Origin of the sequence: Bacillus sp. NTK034, from assembly GCF_017303275.1 — a bacterium.
Taxonomy (GTDB): Bacteria; Bacillota; Bacilli; order Bacillales; family Cytobacillaceae; genus Cytobacillus.
Genome location: NZ_JAFKOJ010000005.1, coordinates 107,765 through 126,751 on the forward strand (window position 1 = coordinate 107,765; position 18,987 = coordinate 126,751).

At 40.7% G+C, this 18,987-nt stretch carries 15 protein-coding genes, 1 pseudogene and 1 riboswitch; of the genes and pseudogenes, 1 reads left to right on the plus strand and 15 read right to left on the minus strand.

Annotated elements, in window-relative coordinates:
* Window positions 1–74: 74 nt before the first annotated feature.
* Together JI665_RS29235 and JI665_RS29240 are read right to left on the minus strand one after the other, a co-directional pair.
* Window positions 75–566, minus strand: coding sequence for a methyl-accepting chemotaxis protein (locus tag JI665_RS29235; protein WP_244671227.1), 492 nt, complete (start codon window positions 564–566; stop codon window positions 75–77).
* Window positions 567–650: 84 nt separating this feature from the next.
* Window positions 651–740: pseudogene (locus JI665_RS29240) on the minus strand (hypothetical protein); the annotation flags it as partial.
* 316 nt (window positions 741–1,056) lie between these two features.
* Window positions 1,057–1,140: riboswitch (cyclic di-GMP riboswitch) on the minus strand.
* A gap of 166 nt (window positions 1,141–1,306) precedes the next feature.
* On the opposite strand from JI665_RS29240, the gene JI665_RS15495 reads away from it, so the two are divergent.
* Window positions 1,307–2,833 (plus strand): alpha/beta hydrolase, encoded by a 1,527-nt coding sequence (locus JI665_RS15495; RefSeq protein ID WP_206841064.1) that lies wholly within the window; start codon window positions 1,307–1,309, stop codon window positions 2,831–2,833.
* Window positions 2,834–3,135: 302 nt separating this feature from the next.
* On the opposite strand, the gene JI665_RS15500 is transcribed toward JI665_RS15495, so the two are convergent.
* The 13 genes from JI665_RS15500 to JI665_RS15560 form a co-directional block, all read right to left on the minus strand.
* Window positions 3,136–4,044, minus strand: a complete 909-nt coding sequence (locus tag JI665_RS15500) for an alpha/beta hydrolase (RefSeq protein WP_206840606.1) — start codon at window positions 4,042–4,044, stop codon at window positions 3,136–3,138.
* Window positions 4,025–5,383 (minus strand): MmgE/PrpD family protein, encoded by a 1,359-nt coding sequence (locus tag JI665_RS15505; RefSeq protein ID WP_206840608.1) that lies wholly within the window; start codon window positions 5,381–5,383, stop codon window positions 4,025–4,027. The genes JI665_RS15500 and JI665_RS15505 overlap by 20 nt, the downstream gene beginning before the upstream one ends.
* Before the next feature lie 27 nt (window positions 5,384–5,410).
* On the minus strand, window positions 5,411–6,337 hold the full coding sequence (locus tag JI665_RS15510; protein WP_312886219.1) for a glycine betaine ABC transporter substrate-binding protein: 927 nt from the start codon (window positions 6,335–6,337) through the stop codon (window positions 5,411–5,413).
* Between the two features lie 26 nt (window positions 6,338–6,363).
* Complete coding sequence (locus tag JI665_RS15515; protein ID WP_206840613.1) at window positions 6,364–7,101, minus strand: ABC transporter permease; 738 nt, start codon at window positions 7,099–7,101, stop codon at window positions 6,364–6,366.
* 12 nt (window positions 7,102–7,113) lie between these two features.
* The gene (locus JI665_RS15520) at window positions 7,114–8,112 is read right to left on the minus strand and encodes an ABC transporter ATP-binding protein (RefSeq protein WP_206840615.1); all 999 of its coding nucleotides are present in this window, start codon (window positions 8,110–8,112) and stop codon (window positions 7,114–7,116) included.
* A gap of 57 nt (window positions 8,113–8,169) precedes the next feature.
* Window positions 8,170–8,775 carry an ABC transporter permease gene (locus tag JI665_RS15525; RefSeq protein WP_206841066.1) on the minus strand — a complete coding sequence of 202 codons (606 nt, stop codon included), beginning with the start codon at window positions 8,773–8,775 and terminating at the stop codon, window positions 8,170–8,172.
* 235 nt (window positions 8,776–9,010) lie between these two features.
* Window positions 9,011–10,378 (minus strand): sigma-54-dependent transcriptional regulator, encoded by a 1,368-nt coding sequence (locus JI665_RS15530; RefSeq protein ID WP_206840617.1) that lies wholly within the window; start codon window positions 10,376–10,378, stop codon window positions 9,011–9,013.
* Window positions 10,379–10,388: 10 nt separating this feature from the next.
* Entirely contained in the window at window positions 10,389–12,482 is a 2,094-nt protein-coding gene (locus JI665_RS15535) for a sensor histidine kinase (protein ID WP_206840619.1), read from the minus strand.
* Window positions 12,483–12,640: 158 nt separating this feature from the next.
* Window positions 12,641–13,483 (minus strand): nitrilase-related carbon-nitrogen hydrolase, encoded by an 843-nt coding sequence (locus tag JI665_RS15540; RefSeq protein WP_206840621.1) that lies wholly within the window; start codon window positions 13,481–13,483, stop codon window positions 12,641–12,643.
* 38 nt (window positions 13,484–13,521) lie between these two features.
* Entirely contained in the window at window positions 13,522–14,898 is a 1,377-nt protein-coding gene (locus JI665_RS15545; RefSeq protein ID WP_206840623.1) for a (Fe-S)-binding protein, read from the minus strand.
* 1 nt (window position 14,899) lies between these two features.
* Entirely contained in the window at window positions 14,900–16,312 is a 1,413-nt protein-coding gene (locus tag JI665_RS15550; protein ID WP_206840625.1) for an FAD-binding oxidoreductase, read from the minus strand.
* 5 nt (window positions 16,313–16,317) lie between these two features.
* Window positions 16,318–17,199, minus strand: coding sequence for a DUF6282 family protein (locus JI665_RS15555; protein WP_206840628.1), 882 nt, complete (start codon window positions 17,197–17,199; stop codon window positions 16,318–16,320).
* Between the two features lie 427 nt (window positions 17,200–17,626).
* The gene (locus JI665_RS15560; protein ID WP_206840630.1) at window positions 17,627–18,835 is read right to left on the minus strand and encodes an MFS transporter; all 1,209 of its coding nucleotides are present in this window, start codon (window positions 18,833–18,835) and stop codon (window positions 17,627–17,629) included.
* Between the last annotated feature and the right edge of the window lie 152 nt (window positions 18,836–18,987).

An 18,987-nucleotide genomic window follows, 5' to 3' on the forward strand; every position in this document is an offset into this window, starting at 1 on the left:
CAGGTACCTGTCACCCAGTTCTTTATCAAAATAATAGAGCTGCTAAAAAAGCAGCCCCCGTTTAATCCATTTTCCTATAAAATACTCTTAAAACCCCTCGCCTGCTCATCCAGCTTTCTTACAGCTTCCCCAATATCTTTAAATGCAGATACAGCCTGCTCATTAAGAACCTGGTTTTCAGTTATGCCTGATTGTGATTGCAGAGTTGCGTCACTAATTTTGTTAATTCCATCTGATATTCCTTCGATGTGGGCATTGACTTCCTGTATAGAGTCCTGTACCCGGTTTGCGAGCTTTCGCACTTCTCCGGCAACGACGCTGAAGCCTCTGCCATGTTCGCCGGCACGCGCAGCTTCAATTGCTGCATTTAATGCCAGCAGGTTGGTTTGTGCCGCTATTTCACGGATTGTTTTTACGATGCTGCCGATGGATTGTGCCTGTGATTTGAGAGAATGGAGGATTTCCAGATTCCCTTTGGACTCACGAATGAGCTTGCCTATTGCCTGAGCGGCCTCTTCGCTTCTTTCAATTCCAGCCTTTGCTCTTTCACTAAGGGCTTCTGACATTGCCTGAAGCTGGAATACTCCCTGCGCTGTATTCGTTTCCCTTTCTGTAATATCTGTAGCAACCTTTACAACACCTTCTACTCTGCCATCATTCCCAAATACCGGTGTGTATGTTGCTTCGAGCCAGATAAGATCTCCTTGCTTGGTGACACGCTTCCTGAAAGCTTTTGCCATTGCGCAGATTTCTCCAAAGCTCCTGATATTCCCTGCTCGCAGCAAATTCACGGATGCAAAATTGCTTATGCATCATATTTGGCATCTCTTCTGCCCGATATTTCATAGTAAGGGCAAAATTTTCATTTGCCCACAGCACTTTCCCGTTCCCATCAAATTCAATCATGGCCAGAGAATTTTCAATGGCTGCCAAAACAGCCTCTTTTTCTAAAGCCTGTGTGCTTTTAAAGTGATTAGGCTGATAAGTTGTTAGCATGCTCTTCCTCTTTTCAAAAAAGATTGTCAGAACATATCCCTACAAGAGGACTGGTCCCCTGTAAGTGCTGGCCGGTTGCGCTACTAGCTCGAATTCATTAAAGCGCCCAATTCCCCTTGAATTCTCATTGCTTCCAACTTGTTCCGTCTATAAGACTATAGTACTAGCACCGGTCTGGCATCACAATTTTCAATGCTCTGCTTTTCCTTATACTGAAAATTCAAATAATTAATTACTAAGACCCATGATTCCCATAATTAGTAAAAGTAGAATGGAACTGTAAGAGATAATAAAGAAGGGATGGATTTATCTGAAAAACAAGCTGATTGCGTTATCATTGGCATCTGCTTTAAGCTTTTCACTTTTTCCGGAAAGAAGTTTTGCGGAGCAAGCTGCTGCGGAAAACCAGGCTATAATACCTGGTGCGCACACAGTAACGGAACAATACTTTGACGGTGTAGACAACAACTGGCTTACCACCAGGAATCCCCTCCAATATCAGCAGGCAACCCTTTACGGCAACATTGGTCTTGCCCCTTATCTTTGGGGAAATGCTGCGGAAGGAACTGGATGGCATCAAATGTACAAACCTTCTTCTGTAACGGGAACTCAGGTAAATGGTATTTTTGAAGATGCCCAGTTTGTCATAAGAGTTCCAGATCACTGGAATGGCCGGCTTGTTGTTTCGGGAATCCCGGCTACAAGAAATGAAACGTCGACAGACCTGCTTTTCAGCGATTATGTCCTGGAAAAAGGATATGCTTTTGCAGCGATTGATAAAGGTACACAGGGTGAGGCTGATTCAGCTGATCCATTTGCAAAAGCAAAGAATGCCTTAGCCGATGAAGATGATAGTGTAGCAGAATGGCATCAGCGGTTCCGGCAGGTTACGAAAGCCGCAGAGAAGTACTTAGTCAGCCACCATTCTGATGGGCTGATCGATCCGGCAGATTCTTCTGACCCGGCGAGCGATTTAGTATCGGCAGAGCATAAAATCCCTACATATGCGATGGGAATTTCCAATGGCGGATACGTCGTGCGCTATGCCCTTGAAAATGACCATCCGGAGAAAACCGGCGAACCTCGCCTTTTTGATGGAGGAGTTGATTGGGAGGGCGTGTTATGGACGGAGAAAAAGCCTAATTTAATCAGTTCCCTGACCACCGTTGTGAATCATGCGGAGGAAGCTTTGTATGGAAGCGGCAAAAAACAGCAGAAAGCCATGAAAGAGCTATACAAAGCAGGATTGCCTAAAGGATCGGAAAAACTGTGGGCCTATCATGACCAGGTATACTGGTTTATATCGCTGAATATCTATCGGGACCATTTCGATCCGGAAGCCCCAGGCCGTACGCAATGGAGGAATTACCTGAACTTTGTTAATGGCGTGAGAGACCGATCCTATGATTATATCTTTGAAGATTATAAGTATATGACCCGGCCGAAGGAAGTGAAAGAAAATATTAAGGAAGTGGCCAATACTGGAGATATAGATGTGCCGCTCATCTCTTTCACTGGTTCCCTTGATTCGCTGATATTCCCGGAGATTCATGCAAAGGGATATCAAAAGCTGGTCAAGAAAGCAGGGAAGCAGGATCTGCATCGAATGTATACCATCGAGAACGGCAACCATGTTGACAGCCTTGTCTGGAACAGCTCCACCGATCCGGATAAAGAACTTCAGCCTCTATTGCCTTACGCTCACCAGTCATTCGACCTGCTTATCGACTGGGTGGAAAACGGAAATGCTGCTCCTGAGAGCAAAACGGTCAATGCTCCGGAAAACCCGGTTATGGTTATTGATCTGAAAACGGGGCAGGAACGGGATCCCCGTTAGGTTGAAATAATGAAGGACTTTTTTCATGGAGTTGTATATTTCAGGGAATTATTTAAAGTTTTACCATTAGATTATTTTAGCTGAGGAGGCTTAACTCACGAATGCTTTTAGACATTACTTTTGATATCTCGCAAATTCATTTTACTGACATTCCATAAGGGGTTCTCTGTTAGTCTGTATTTCTCCAATTACTTCGTCTTATTTAAAGGCAACGAAATAATCGAGTATAAACCTTTAAGGATTTTTACTCGATTATTTCAATTAAACCCTACTATTTTGAGAAATTTCTCTCAGATGAGAAATTAACTGATTTTCTCTAAACTTTCATATTGCAGACTCTTCTTAAAAAATTGTTCAAGCTGTCCAATTAAGTCCTGGAATATCGGGTGTTCATGATACATAAAGTCATTGTGTTTTCCATCGATGATGAAAAGCTGCTTCGGTTCTGTTGCTGCATCATAAAAATGGAGGGATTCTTCTACCGGATGAAGAAGATTGTCTTTTCCATGTCCAATAAATAATGGGCATTCGATAGAAGAGGCTGTTTTATCTGCGTTCAGCTCAATGATAGATTCGGTGAACTGTAATTGAGTTTGTTTGCCAAATGGTGATAGCGGTGCAAGTTCTTTTTGTACATAATCATTTGTGGCAGGATCCAGCGGATAATGAATAAATGGATCCTCATATTTTGAACTTCCAGTTGTAACGCGAAGAATACGGTCTGCTTCGATCATGTTTTTGATTTCCATCCATTCAACATAGGAATGGATGGACTTCAGCCATCTTTCCCCATTGTAAAAACCGTTTAGAGCTGCCACCGCTTTTACACGTTTATCTGCTGCTGCAACTCGGACAACGTTCGAAGCACCCATGCCCCAGCCAATTAACCCGATATTTTCAGGATCTACTTCTTCCTGGGTTTGTAAAAATGTAATCGCATTCCTTACATCCTGCATTTGCTCATCCAAAATAACTCTTCCTTGCTGTCCTTCACTTCCTGCAAAACCCCGATAGTCAAATCCCAGGCATACATACCCGAGCTCAGTCAGGCTTCGCGCAAATAACCGGGGGTAAAATTGATTAAAGCCCTGATATCCAGAATTCGGAATAATAGCCGGCCGTTTCTCACCCTGCTGATAATCATCTGGCAGATAAATAGTCCCATCCAGTTTTAACCCTTCACTATAAAAGCTAATTTGACGTTCTTGCATGATAAATCCCTCCATATTTTTTATTTATGTTTAATAATGAAGTTAACTCATGAATGTTCAAAAGGTTTTCCATTTCTTGTATACATCGGTATATTTCATCACAAATTTCATGTCCTGCAATTGGCTCTACCAGATTATAAAACTTATTCTTTTTTTCAATTGATGATAGCGGAAAATCATAGTCTCCCTTTGCTTGATGAACACTTGAGGAAAAGATATGGCCCCTGCTATCTTCAATTTCTATCCTGCTAAGAGCTTTTTTAGGGAATTGCTGATCTAATACATCACTAATATAGATTTCAATCCTGTCCATCGTATTTAAAATCTCTGGATTGCCTAATTCGTTCAATACCTGGTCAGGTCCAACTTCTCCTGTTACTAAATAGGCTGCGAACGGAAAAGTGAGATTATATTGAGCTTCTTCCGTATTATTTGGATGCTTTCTGCTTAAAGAGGCTGCTTCAGTAAATGTATAAATTTTAACTTTATTAATTTCCGAATTTGTTAACGTATGCTTCAGCATTAACTCCTTCAAAGCCTCTATTCCCGGCTGCGCCCACCTGCAGCATGCATAAGGCTTATAATAAAGCTCCTCTACCCGATATACCTTTCCCAATTCCTGCAAATAAGGCTCCGCCTCCACTGTTTCAAAAAGTGAAGGAATACCGGTAAACCCCTCCTTCGCAAGATAGGCAGCACTTATTCCTGTCATGCTTCCCCATCCAATCCCATCTTTGAGCATAGAAGGGTTTTCGATGCAGCGCATCATTGGGGAATAAGTTGATTGGTATTCGGCAATACCCAATGCATGGCATATTTCATTTCCTGTTAACCCCATGATCCGCCCTGGTCCTGCTGCAGCTCCGATGGCGCCCCAGGAGCCTGTACAATGGTATTCAGGACGGAGCTGATGTGTAAGAATGCCTGCCCTTATTGCGATTTCATAGCTTATCAGCAGTGCAGTCATGAATTCTTCACCGGAAATATTGTACTCCTCTGCGGCTGCAAGAACAGCTGGAAAAACAATTGCACCCGGATGGCCTTTTACAAGGCGATGACCGTCATCCATGTCCAGCGCATTCGCAGCGGTAGCATTGACTAATGCAGCTCCTGATGCACTCATTTTTTCAGGAACTGAAAGCACAGAACTTCTTCCGGTTCCCCACTGGCTGTCCGCAAATTTTTTCACCATTTCAAATGCAGCAGTCTGTGTCCCTGCAAGAGTGCAGGCAATAATGTCAGCAAGAGCCTCTTTTAAGGCTTGTTTGCTATTTGCATGAACGGAGCTAAATGATTCAGCCCTCAAATATTCCTCAAGCTTTCCAGAGAAATCCGCCAATGAAATCACTTCCTATATAGTGGGTTTTTATTTCACTAACCCCTGCTCTTCCAGCCAGCTGCGGCTTACTTCCGTGATATCCTTATGTTCCACATCAACCGAGTAATTTAAAGACATCATCGTTTCATTATCCAGAAGGCCGGCTAATTTGTTCATCAGTTCAGAAATCTCAGGAGATTTTTCAGCAACTTCCTGTCTCACAACAGGAACCCCATTATATGCCGGGAAAAATTGCTGATCATCTTCTAGAATTACAAGATCGAAGCCCTTAATGCGGCCATCTGTAGCAAAGCCCACGGATACATCAACTTGCCCATCCTTTAGTGCGTTATATAGCAATCCGGAATCCATTTTCACAACATTTTTGGAAGGGAATTTAAATCCGTAAAGTTTCTGTAAGCCTTTCACTCCATCTTCTCGTGCATAAAATTCAGCATTCGAAGCAAACTTTAATTTATCAGGATCATCATTTACCATTTTGGCTAGATCCGAAATAGTTTTTACACCCATTTTTTCTGCAGTATCTTTCTTCATCAAGATCGCATAGGTATTATTGAAATTCGCTTTATTTAACCAGGTGATTCCGTGTTCCTTATCATTTTCTTTAACTTTTTCATATGCTTCGTCCGGATCTGTTTCTACTTCCTGTTTTTGATAAACGACTAATCCAGTGCCAGTATATTCCCAATAAATATCAATTTGCCCATTTTCCAAAGCAGACCGGACAACAGCACTTCCCATATTGCTTGCTTCCTCTACATCAAAACCGTTTTCTTTTAAATAAATTGACGTAATTTTGGACAGAATCTGCTGCTCAGTAAAATCTTTACCGCCTACTGCCACTTTTCCCTTTGAATCACCTCCACCGTCTTCACTGTTTGCTGATGAACTTCCACAAGCGGTTAGTGTTGCCGCCACAATAATTGCTAGAAGCAAATAGACAAATCTCTTCACTGAATTTCCTCCCTTAACTCTCATCGCTATGCTGCTTCCAGTGTTCTTTGAAGCCCGCGCGGAACGATTATTTTTTCTAACTTCCCCAATAAAACATCAAGAAGGACGGCTAATAATATGACTGGAACTGCTCCTGAAAGCATTATGCCAGTATCATATAATGAAATTCCCGTAAATATTAGATCCCCTAAACCGCCACCTCCAATTAAAAATGCTAAAGCGCCTGTTCCCACATTAATAACAACAGAGGTACGGATACCAGCCATGATGGCATATAGGGCGTTTGGTAATTCAAGCTTAAAAAAGATTTGCTTAGATGTCATACCCATCCCTTTTCCAGCATCTATGATTTGCGGATTTACATTCTCAATTCCTGCAACCGTATTTCTCAGGATAGGCAGAAGAGAATTGAACCATAATGCAAAAATAGCCGTTTGCCAGCCTAATCCAAAGTAGCTCATTACTAAAGCCAATATGGCTAGACTCGGAACCGTTTGACCTATATTCGCAAAATTTAATACGATCCAATCAAGCTTCTTGAACTTTGGCCTGGTTATTAAGATTCCAAGAGGTACTGCGGTCGCAATTGCAAGTGCTGCGGATATTCCTACCAGTTTAAGATGCTGGCCAGTTAAATACAGAAGGTCCTTTGGGTTGTCGATGATGAATTGAAATGCCCCAGTAAAGTATGCCCAGCCTAAAATGGAGATTACGACTAAGTATAGACCTGCCTTCACTATTTTTTCGGTCTTTTTCCCAGACAAACTGTCACCCCCTTACCTTACAATTGATATATCTTTTGGGTGCACTTCTGTGAATAAATTAAAATCAGAGACACACAGTACACCTAACTTCTTATTATGATCATCTACCACACAGACTTCTCCATTTGGAGCAGACAATAAGTGTGATAAAGCTGTTTTCAGGTTCTCATTTACAGAAATCACCTGTCCATGCCACTCGCTGTTCAATCGGCTTTTTCTAAATCCGTCACTTAAGACCATTAAATCTCTTACTTTTAACAAAGTTAACCTTTTCAGGGCACGATCATCTCCAACGAAATCACGAACAAAGTCGTTCTTCGGATTAGACAGAATTTCATCAGGCGTGCCAATTTGCTTCAATTTCCCGGCATCAAAGATGGCTACTTTGTCGCCTAATTTAATTGCCTCATCTATATCATGGCTTACAAATAGAATGGTTTTTTTCATTTCCTTCTGAATCCGCAAAAACTCATTCTGTAAATGGTCACGAATGACCGGATCAAGTGCTCCAAAAGGTTCATCCATTAGCATAACAGGGGGATCAGCGGCCAATGCCCGGGCAATCCCAATTCGCTGCTGCTGGCCACCTGATAATTCAAAAGGGTAACGCTTTTGAAACTGCCCCGGGTCTAAACCCATCATTTCCATTAGCTCACTATAACGATTCTTCATTCGATTTTGATCCCAGCCCAGCATCTTGGGAACAACATTTATATTGTCTTCAATGGTCATGTTCGGAAACAGCCCATTGTGCTGGATTACGTATCCAATGGACCTTCGAAGCTTGATGATATCCATGGAATTGATATTTTTTCCATCAACCTCGATACTTCCGCTTGTAATAGGAATTAAACGGTTTACCATTCTAAGCAGCGTTGTTTTTCCACAGCCTGATGGACCAAGAAATACACAGATTTCTCCTGGTTCAACATGAAAATTAATGTTATTGACGGCTGTTACCTTTTTGTCAGCGCTTTCATAAACTTTCGTAACATTCTGAAATTCAATCATTCTACTTCACCTTCTTTCATATAGTAAATCCCTCAAGTTTTTTTCAGTCCATATGCTTTAAGATTTGATACTTACACCAGAAGAAAATCTTTTCTGAACTTTTCCTAACAAAACATCAATTGAAATAGCTAAAATTGAAACCGATATTGCCCCTACCTGGATCATTACTGCATAGCTTGTTGAAATACCTCGGGCTATATACCCGCCTAGCCCTCCCGCTCCAATGTAAGCAGCTATTGCGCCAATTCCAATGGTCAATACAATCGCCATCCGCACACCTGCCATAATGACGGGAAACGCCAGAGGAAGCTCCACCTTTATTAGTCTCTGAAAGGTTGTCATTCCCATGCCGATTGCTGCGTCTCTTACATTCGAATCCACATTTTTTATCGCAATATATGTGTTTCGAATTATAGGCAGCTGTGAATACAAGATTAAAGCAACTATTGCCGGCAAAAATCCTATTCCCTGATTAATTAGCGAGAAAATAGGAATCATAATCCCAAACAATGCAATACTTGGTATAGTCATTATGATTCCTGCCACGGCCAGAACCAGATCTGCTAAACTCTCTCTCTGTGAAATATAAATCCCAAAAGGCACCCCAGTAATTATCGCGATGCCTACTGCAAGCCCAACTAATTCGATATGCTCCAAGGTCATCTCTAAAATCTCCGGCCAGTTCGTTTGGACAAATTCTAGAATCTCCAAATTCTCCCCCCTTATATTATTCTTACTTATATATCTAGCAAGTTTTGTGCCAACTTAAGTTAACCGATTTTATTGAATTTTCTAAATAAATTGTAAAGATATCCTCCCATTGTGTAAAAAAATATTTACACAATACTGTTCGCTGCAAAAAGGCTGCTAACAATATCTGCTAGCAACCCAGGCGAATTCATATGTTCTCCGAGAAAAACTTGTTCATTTTATATAAAAGGCTTTGTCTTGAAATCCCAAGCTTTCTTGCCGCTTTAGCAGGCTGTCCAAGTGATTCATCAAGTGCCTTCAAAATATATTTCTTCTCAATTTCGTCCATAATTTCCGGCAATGAAGCACTATTTTCTATTTTAATCATATCATTTGAGTTATCATTTTTTACTTCACGGATTTCCCTCGGAAAATCTTCGATTGTGATCGAATCCCCATCACATAATACAACCGCTCGTTCAATTGCATTTTCAAGCTCACGGACGTTTCCCGGCCACCCGTAATTCATTAAATGACTCATTAATTTCCTGGTGGTTTTATAATCTTTTTGATGCTTGCTCCGATACTTTTCAAGAAAGTTTTCTACTAAAAGGGGGATATCCTCTTTTCGCTCCTTTAGGGATGGAATATAAATATCTACTATGTTTAATCGATAATATAAATCTTCCCTGAAGTTCCCCTCTTCTACTAGTCTCTTTAGATCGCGATTTGTAGCACAAATAATTCGGATGTCGACCTTGCTTAATTTATCGCTTCCAACCCGCATGAAGGTTTTATCTTGTGTTACCTGCAGGAGCTTAGCCTGGAAAGACGGTGAGATTTCACCAATTTCATCTAAAAAAATCGTTCCGCCATTTGCGGATTCAAATTTCCCTTTTCGGCTCGATACTGCCCCGGTAAATGAGCCTTTTTCATGGCCAAAAAGTTCACTCTCCAGCAATTGTTCAGGAATCGCTGCACAATTTATGGGAATAAAGGGTGCATGTTTCCTTTCACTCAGCATATGGATCATTTGTGCAATTTTTGTTTTCCCTGTTCCGCTCTCGCCTTGAATGAGTATGTTTGCTTCCGTTGCTGAAACTCTCTCTACCAGCCTAAGAATATTTTTCATGGGACTGCTATTAGCTACGAGTTCTCCATGAACTTCAGAATGAAGAAGCTGTTCTTTCAATTTTTTATTTTCTTCTTTTACACCAAGCCATTCAAAAGCCTTTTCAATCGTAACGATGAGTTCATTTAATTTTACAGGCTTGACCATATAGTCAAATGCTCCTGCTTTCATTGCAGATACTGCATTATCGATATTGCCAAAAGCAGTCATCATAATATAGATCTTGTTAGGATAAAGTCCAATAAATTCATGTAAAAGTTCTAAGCCTGAGGCATCCGGAAGCTTCAAATCCAAAAAAACAAGATCGGCATTAGTATCAGCGATTTTATTTCGAGCCTCTTGTCCGTTGGCCGCTGTATACACGTTATATCCTTGCTTGGATAATGAAGATTTTAAGATTTTCAATATTTTCGATTCATCATCAACCAGTAAAATATTTTTCATGCTTCTAAGCTCACCTTTCTTCAGTAAACTTTGGCAGTTGAACGGATAATACGGTGCCGCTTATATCGGAATTTGCTTGAATGACCCCGCCAAATTGTGTTGTGATTTCATAAGCTATTGACAACCCTAATCCAGTGCCTTCTTTCTTCGTTGTAAAAAATGGATTAAAAATCCACTTGATTTCACTTTCCGGTATGCCTAAACCATTATCCTTTATTTCTATTAACCAATCAGATTCATAATCCAATATGCGAACAGTTAACTTGCCTCCCTCATCCATTGCGTGAAGACTATTAATAATAATATTTAAAAACACCTGACTTAGTTTCCCTGGAGTTGCCAGTACAAATGCTTCTTCGACAGCAAAGGATTTTGAAACCGATATATTCCGATCGGCAAAATTGTTTTTTAGAAGTCCTAATAATTCATCCAATACAGCAGCTAAGTCCACCTTTTCCAACTCATCGTCAGATTCCCCCCTGGATAAATTCAAGAAATCTGTTAACAGTTGATTTAATCGATCCGTTGTTTCTAATATATCGTCAGTCATTTCCTGAATAAAGGAAGGATCTTGCATGTCCAGCTGGATTGCTTCTGCAGCTGCTTGAATAATGCTTAAAGGATTTTTAATTTCATGTGCAATTCCTGCAGTCATCTGTCCCAGGGAAGCCAGCTTCTCACTTTGCTTTAGATATTCCTCCATTTTCTTCATATCACTTACATCTCTTAGAATGAGGATCGATCCAAGAATATTCTGATCTTCCCCGCTAAATAAAGAAGAGTATATACGGACATCATGCCTTCTGCCGTTCTTATCATAAATATAGCTTTCCTGTTCATTAATTTCTTTTCCTTCCTTTATGGTCCTCCATGACAGAAAATCAGCTTCATTTCTTTTCAATGGAAGATCGATAATATACCTGCCAATTGCCTCAGTCCTGGAAAATCCCGATAACTCCTCCGCCCCTTTATTAAAGGTAACAATCCTTCCATCCTTGTTAATCGTGATGATTCCATATGGTATCGATTCCAATATATAGAACAAATGTCTTTCTTTATTTTTCAATTCCATTGCCATACTTGCCATCGTTTTTGTAAGATTTTCAAGTTCGTCACCCGTATGGAGAAGCTCAAAGTCAGCTCTTTTCCCATCCGAATATTCCTTAGCCTGATTCGTTAAATTCGTTATGGGCTTAATGAATCGAAATGCCCCGAACAATGTCAATAAATAAGTAAGAAAAACGACAATGATAAAACCTTTAAATAAAAGCACTTGTACCTGTCTTGCAGGCTCCATTGCCTGATCGATAGATTCACAAATAATAAGCCCCAATCCGCCTAATGTAATCGGCCTATAGGAAGCGAGCATAAATTCATTAAACAATAATCCTTCCCATATACCGCTTCGATACTTGTTAAGCATTTGGCCAAGTTCATGATTCTTAAGCGTCTCACCAATTAATTGTTCCTTAGAATGTGCAATGATTGTTTCATTTCGGTCTATTAAAACATTCAGTCCCTCTGAACCAATCTTTCCCTCCGAAAGATATTCTGAGAGGATATTTAGATTAACATAGGCAAGTATCGCTCCCCGATACTGCCCTCCATCATCAAGGACTGGATACGCAATCCCGATTGTTTTCCGGCCATCTTCGAGGGTAAGCAGATTTGATATGTAAAACGCCTTGGTCCATTTTAATCTCTCTAAAATCTTATTCAAATCTCCCGATGCAGACTTTTTTACATTAGGTATCGTGGTAATTGAATTACCCGATTCATCCATGACGTCGATAAATAGATATAGAGGGTTTTCAGAAACAAGCCGCTCCATTTCCTTCCGGTAAAAATATGTATTCTCTTTAGAATTACTTAGAACGAACTCGGAAATGACACGGATATCATTAATCATTTTGTCAAACATAAAACTGGTTTTCGTGCTGACGGTCTTTGACATTAATTCATTTCGGTATTCAATTTCCGAACGTACCGAATCATTTAGTACATTCATGGTCACAAAATAAATTGAAGCCAGAGATCCAAAGACGACGATAAAGGTCATAAATACATATCTCTTTGTTATCCTTGATTGCAATAATTTTTTCAAAGAAATTTCCCCTGTCAAAGTTGTCCTGAGATTGATTAATATTTAGAAAATTCTTATATATGCTATTATAGTAGAATAAAAGAAACAAAAACACCCTTGCTATAAGTATTGGTTAATGATCCATTACTCTACATGCAAGGGTTCTTTTTAATAAGATTTCAAACGAAATCTTGATCCGCAATCTCTTTAAAATGCTTTAATGTAATATGAACATCTTCATCTCTCATTATGGGTAATAGCTTCCGTATTTCTTTTACTGCTTTATAATCAATTTCACAAATTTGAACAGCTGGATCTCCATAAGGACATTGTAAAATGATTTCACCATACGGATTAATCACTTTTGAATTCCCATAAAACATAATGCCGTTCTCAATCCCTACGCGGTTTACCAACGCTACATAGCACCCATAAACGCTTGCGTAAAACTGGCCTACCCTCTCCCAGCCTGCAGAACTGGAATAGTCACTGCCGAGACCGCCTTCCGGACTATTAATTAAGGCTATCAAGAGAGAAGTGTGGTGGTGTGCAGCAATATGGGGCAATGACGGATGCCATACATCATTGCAGATCAGCATGCTGGAAATAAAAGAACCTATTTGATCCAGGTTTACTTTTTTTCCTCTTGCGAAGTATTTTGCTTCCTCAAAGTCACCGTAATTAGTTGGGTAGATCTTTCTTTGAATAGAGGTAATCTTCCCATTCTGAATCATGATTGCTGAATTGTAAATTTGCTCGCCCTTCCCCTTTTCAACAAAGCCGAATACAACATTCACACCTGTATCTGCGGAAGCCTCGCATACTTGCAAAATTTCCTTTGCATCTGTTGTGAGCGCAACATCAAATAGTTGATCTTTGAGGTCATATCCTGTTAAAGATAACTCTGGGAAAACGAGTAACTCTGCTTTCCCATCATTCTCATGCATTATATCTATCATTTGCGCTAAATTGGCTTGAACATTTCCAAAGAGAGGAGCAACTTGGGCTATTCCTATTCTCATAATCGTTCTCCTTTTCCATTAAGAATAAACAGACCATCCTAAGAAATTCCGCAAGCCTCTGCGAGTACATCTACTAAATGGACTCCTTGCACTTGGCCGCTGCACCCCTTCCGTTCGATTCCAAGACGCATTTGCAAGAGGCATCCTGGGTTCGTTGTGACAACGGTTGCCGCTTTCGTTTCTTCTATATTCTCCATTTTTCCATCAAGGATTTCCATGGACTCCCCAAAATGGAGAAGATTATAAATACCGCCTGAAGCACAGCATTTATCACTGCCTGAAAGCTCAACAAAAGCAGCGCCTGGTACAGATTTCAGTAATTTTCTAGGCTGCTCATGCACCCTCTGGACATTTCTTAGATGACATGAATCCTGATAAGTGATTACACCATTCCATTGCTTCTTAAAAGGAAGAGGACCGAATTCCACCAGAATTTCACTAATATCCCTGGAGGCACGAGAGAATTTCTTTGCCCGTTCAGCCCATTCTTCATCATTTTTCATAAGATCTTCATATTCCTTAAGAAGAGCTCCGCAACCACCGGCATTATTAATATAGTATTGGGATTCTGATTCTTCAAAAGCAGAAATATTTTGCTTCGCAAGCTCCTTTGCACCTTCTATCATTCCTTGATGGGCATGAAGGGCACCACAGCAATTTTGCGATTTCGGAATAATTACTTCACAGCCGGCTACTGTTAGGAGCTCGATTGATAATCTATTTGTTCTGTTGAGCAAGGCATCCGAAATACAGCCTGTAAAAAATGCAACCCGTGCTTTTTTGGAGCCCTTGGCGGGAATGATGGTTCCTAATTTGTTTCTCTTTAATGGAGATTCTACAAGCGGCAGCACGTTTTCAATTTGAGCCAGCGGTTCTGAAATCTTGTGCAATAACTTTGTTTTTTTCACCATTTTTCTAATTCCGGACTTTTGATAAAACCATGTTAAATTCCCTAGTAACCTCATCCGCTTTGGGTATGGAAATACTTGAGATAAGACCAGATGTTTCAGATTGTCATTCATTGTTCCAGCATCATTGTTCATTTGTTCCTCTGCAATGACGTTTTTTGCTGTCTCTAATATGTGCCCATAGGGAACGCCCACAGGGCAGGCCACTTCACAGGCCCGGCAGCCCAGGCATAAATCAATGGGTTCAGACAAGTGGCTTGAAATATCTATTTTTCCTTCGGCTGCCATCTTGACAAGGTTGATTCTCCCCCTTGGTGATGCGGACTCTTTTCCCATTGATTCGTATGTTGGACAAGCAGGCAAACAATATCCGCACTGGATACACTGATTAGTGGCTTCATAGGCCAGTTCGTATAACCGATTGCCCTTTTTTGAAAAGAGAGAAAGCGAATGTATAGATTTATTGTCTTCACTCACATCTTGCGTTTTTTTCAATGGAGCATTCATGTTAAACTAACACCACCTTTGTTTGCCCCGCTTTTGGAAAGATCTTTCCCGGATTTAATATATTGTTAGGATCCCAGGCGTTTTTTACTTTTTTCATGAGACCAAGACCCGCTTCCCCAAGCTCCATTTCCATATATGGCGCTTTAAGCGTCCCAATTCCATGCTCGCCTGATAGCGTTCCTCCAAGTGAAACAGCAGCTTCAAATATTTCACTTACCGCATTTTCGGCTCGTTTCATTTCTTCGATATTTCGTTTATCCGTAATGATATTTGGGTGTAAATTCCCATCGCCTGCATGACCAAAAACCACTAAGTTTAATTCGTACTTTATTCGGATTTGGCTCAATTTCTCCATCATGGCAGGAATTTGGCTTCGAGGAACCGTAGCATCCTCAGAAATTTTAGTTGGCCCCATTTGTGTAATGGCAGGGGAAACCATTCGGCGAGCTTTCCATATTTCTTCTCTTTCCTCTTCTGTTCTGGCAGTTCTAACAGCAGCTGCTCCCACTTGCCAGCAAATCTCTTCACATTTTTCAATTTCCTCATTTATGGCCAAGGGATGCCCATCCACTTCTATAATGACAAGCGCTTCGGCATTTACCGGAAGCCCGCACGGACTAAAATTCTCAACCGCCCTTATACATGCGTTATCCATTAATTCCATGGCTGCCGGCATAATTCCTGAAGACAAAATTTTGGTTATAGCGTATCCTGAGTCAACTAATCTGCTAAATGTGGCTAATAAAGTCTTGCGCGCTTTCGGTTTTGGAATTAATCGCAATGTTGCCTCCGTTACAATCGCCAGAGTCCCTTCAGATCCAACAATTAATCTTGTTAAATCATAACCTGTGACATTCTTAACCGTTTTCCCGCCTGTTCGGACAATTTCCCCTTCGGGTGTTACTACTTCCAATCCGATCACGTATTCCTTAGTCGTTCCGTATTTCAGTCCCTTCGGCCCGCTTGAATTCTCTAATAAATTTCCGCCAATAGTGGACACTTTGGAACTGCTCGGGTCCGGAGGATAAAATAGCCCTGCTTTTTCTGCCTGGTAATGAATCTCACCAGTCGTAACCCCAGGAGATACAATGGCTAATAAGTTTTCACAATCAATGATTAATTTTTTATTCATTCGAGTCATATCCAGGACGATTCCACCTTCAACAGGCAATGGACCCCCGCTTAAGGATGTCGCCGCCCCTCTTGGATAGACTGGGATTTTATGTTTGTTTGCAATTTTCATAATCTTACTTATTTCAATCGCACTCTCAGGCTGGATGGCCAATTGGGGCAAATATTCACCAAAAGAAGCATCATAGCTATAAGAATATAGTTCTTCCAGACTGGTGAGAACACGATTAGCAGGAATAATTCCCTCGATTTCTCTTACTATAGCATCTTCCAATTTTTTCATCCTTTCTAAATCCCCAGCAGCCTCTTAGGGTTGTCACTTACCATTTTCGTAATCTCATTTTCTGTTATTCCATATGCCAGCATTTCTTCTATAAAATTACTTAAGGCTTTAATAGGTGCAATATTATGCCGCTGTCCGTAATCTGTCACCATTACACAGGAATCAGCTCCAAGAACTTTAATGCTCTCAGCCATTTCCCTTGGGGAAATATCGTTAAAGTCTTCACTGCATGCTAAATAACATTTTTCCAGGATGCACCCTTTTTTCACTAATTCTTTTTCTAATTCAAAAGGCACTCTGGCAATACCTAAATCTGTATGCTGAATTAAGATTTTCTCAACTTTTTTCTCAATAGCTGCCTCCACTAATACAAGCACTTCCTCAGCAGCCAGATGTCCCGTGGCCAACACAATATCCGCCTCTGCAACCAGTTCTAAGATTTCATGTACTTCCGGCAGGAGTTTTTTGTTTTCATCCCAAATTTCAATCCCGGAACCAGGGTGCTTCATAGAACGCTTGCTATTAAAGAATTTGGTTTTCTTTTTACCAAAATACCTTTGATGCTCTTCAGCAGAAAAAGTAGGCATCCAAATGATTTTCGCCCCTAAACGGATCGCTGCATCTACTGCGGTTGGAGACAACCCTCCTGTAAAATAATTGCACACCAGCCCCCCGTACACATGAACTCCGGGCTCTTTTTCCCGGATTAAACTTGCCCGGTCAACTGTCTGAGCTTCATGTGCCTTTAAAACCACACCCGCCATCTCAGCATTTTTAATATCCTCTATTAGTTCCCAGTCGGTTTGCTTCCTTGGAAACAAACTTGGTGAACTATGAACATGTAATTCAATTGCTCCTTTTAATAATGGATGAAACTCTTGTGCCATAGCCGCCACTCCTTAGCATTAAATTTATTGTTATAAAAGTAATTTGCAATTTCCATGCCAATTTACATTAGTTAAATGCGGAGCCCTGTCGGCTTTGAAGAACTTTTTCAAATTAATATGTAAAAAAATTAAGACAATTTAGTAATTTTTCTTTACAAATGACTAACGATCCCTAACTTCAATTCATCATCAGCTCTAATATCATGGTTAACACAATTGGCAAATAACATTAGAGTGACTGCCAAATAAAAAATCCCTCTCTTGAGACAGAAATAGGATTTTACCTAACTGTCAGCAAAAAAGGGAAATACCGATAAAAAATTAATAAATGGGATACATCTGGGTTGCTTGTTAATATGACTCCCATACAATGCACTTCATAGTTTAATAGTAACTTTCTGTTATAATATTATTTTTTTCCTGATTTCTAACTTAACCTTCTAAGTCCTACTGACAGCCACACCACAACCGGAAGCAGCCCAAGAGAAACCACCGTAATTCCCGTCCAGCCTCCAGTCTGCCATACCAGTCCGGCAAGCGTCCCTCCGGTTGCGACTCCAAGGTAATAGCTTACGAGATAGATGCTCGAGGCACCCGCTTTGTGATGGGCAGCGAGCTCATTTACAATGGTCGCCATCAGTGAATGCGCCACAAAGAACCCCAGGCAGGTCAGGCAGAGACCCATTACAACTACTGATAAAGAGTGCACATTGGTAATTAAGGTCCCTCCTATTAAAATGACGGTTCCAACCGAGACCAGTGTGGTTTGCCTAAAATGAGCAGACAGGCTTCCGCCTAGCATGGAACCAGCTATACCGAAGCTGTATGCCAGGTAGGTAAAAGAAATATTTTTTACAGAAAGATTAAAAGGATCCTGTTCGAGATAAAAAGGGAGGTACGTCCATACTCCTGTGAACGAAAATTGGAGGAGGATTCCCATCGTGAATGCAGGGAAAAGCTTCGTATTTTTCAGATGTGAGCCCATGCCTGACAAGTCTTTTTTAACAGATATCTTACTGGGCTTAAAATAATGAGATTTTGGCAAAGTCATAAAATATAGGATGAATAACAGAATGGAGAATCCAAATAGGAAGTAAACAGAAGTCTGCCAGCTGGCCATATCAGCAATGTATCCGACGAAGATGCGGCCGGCCATTCCGCCAATGGCATTGGCTGCAATATACATGGTAATGCCGAGACTAACGCTGCTGGAATCCAGTTCCTCCCCTAAATACGCGATGGCAGCTGCAGGCAGGCCCGCTATACAAATCCCCTGCAGGAAGCGCAGCACCAGAAACGTTTCAAAATTAGGCGAAATGGGCAAAAGCACCAGCGGAATAATGGTGCAAACAAGCGTGATATTCATTATTGAAACCCGACCGATTCGATCAGATAGAAATCCAAAGAATAGCAATCCGAAAATCATAGAAACTACAGCAGCAGACAGTGATAAACCGGCTGTTGCAGATGTTATGTCAAATGATTTCACCAGCAAAGGCATAATCGGCTGCACAAAGTATAAATTAGCAAATGCTAAAATGGATGCACTCGTCATCGCAATCATAATTTTTTTGAAGCCGGCATCATGCAGCGAATATTTATCTGATTCCTGTTGTTTAGCATTTACAGCAGTCATTATCCCACCCAGTTCCTTTAATGCGTTAAATCCATTATATCATTTTATCTATAAAAAAATCGAAAATTCCGACTAAATTCACCGCAGGATTTCCATTAAGAACTTTTCTAACCTATTTTTGAAACAGTGCGCACCTTCATTCCAGTTGCTCT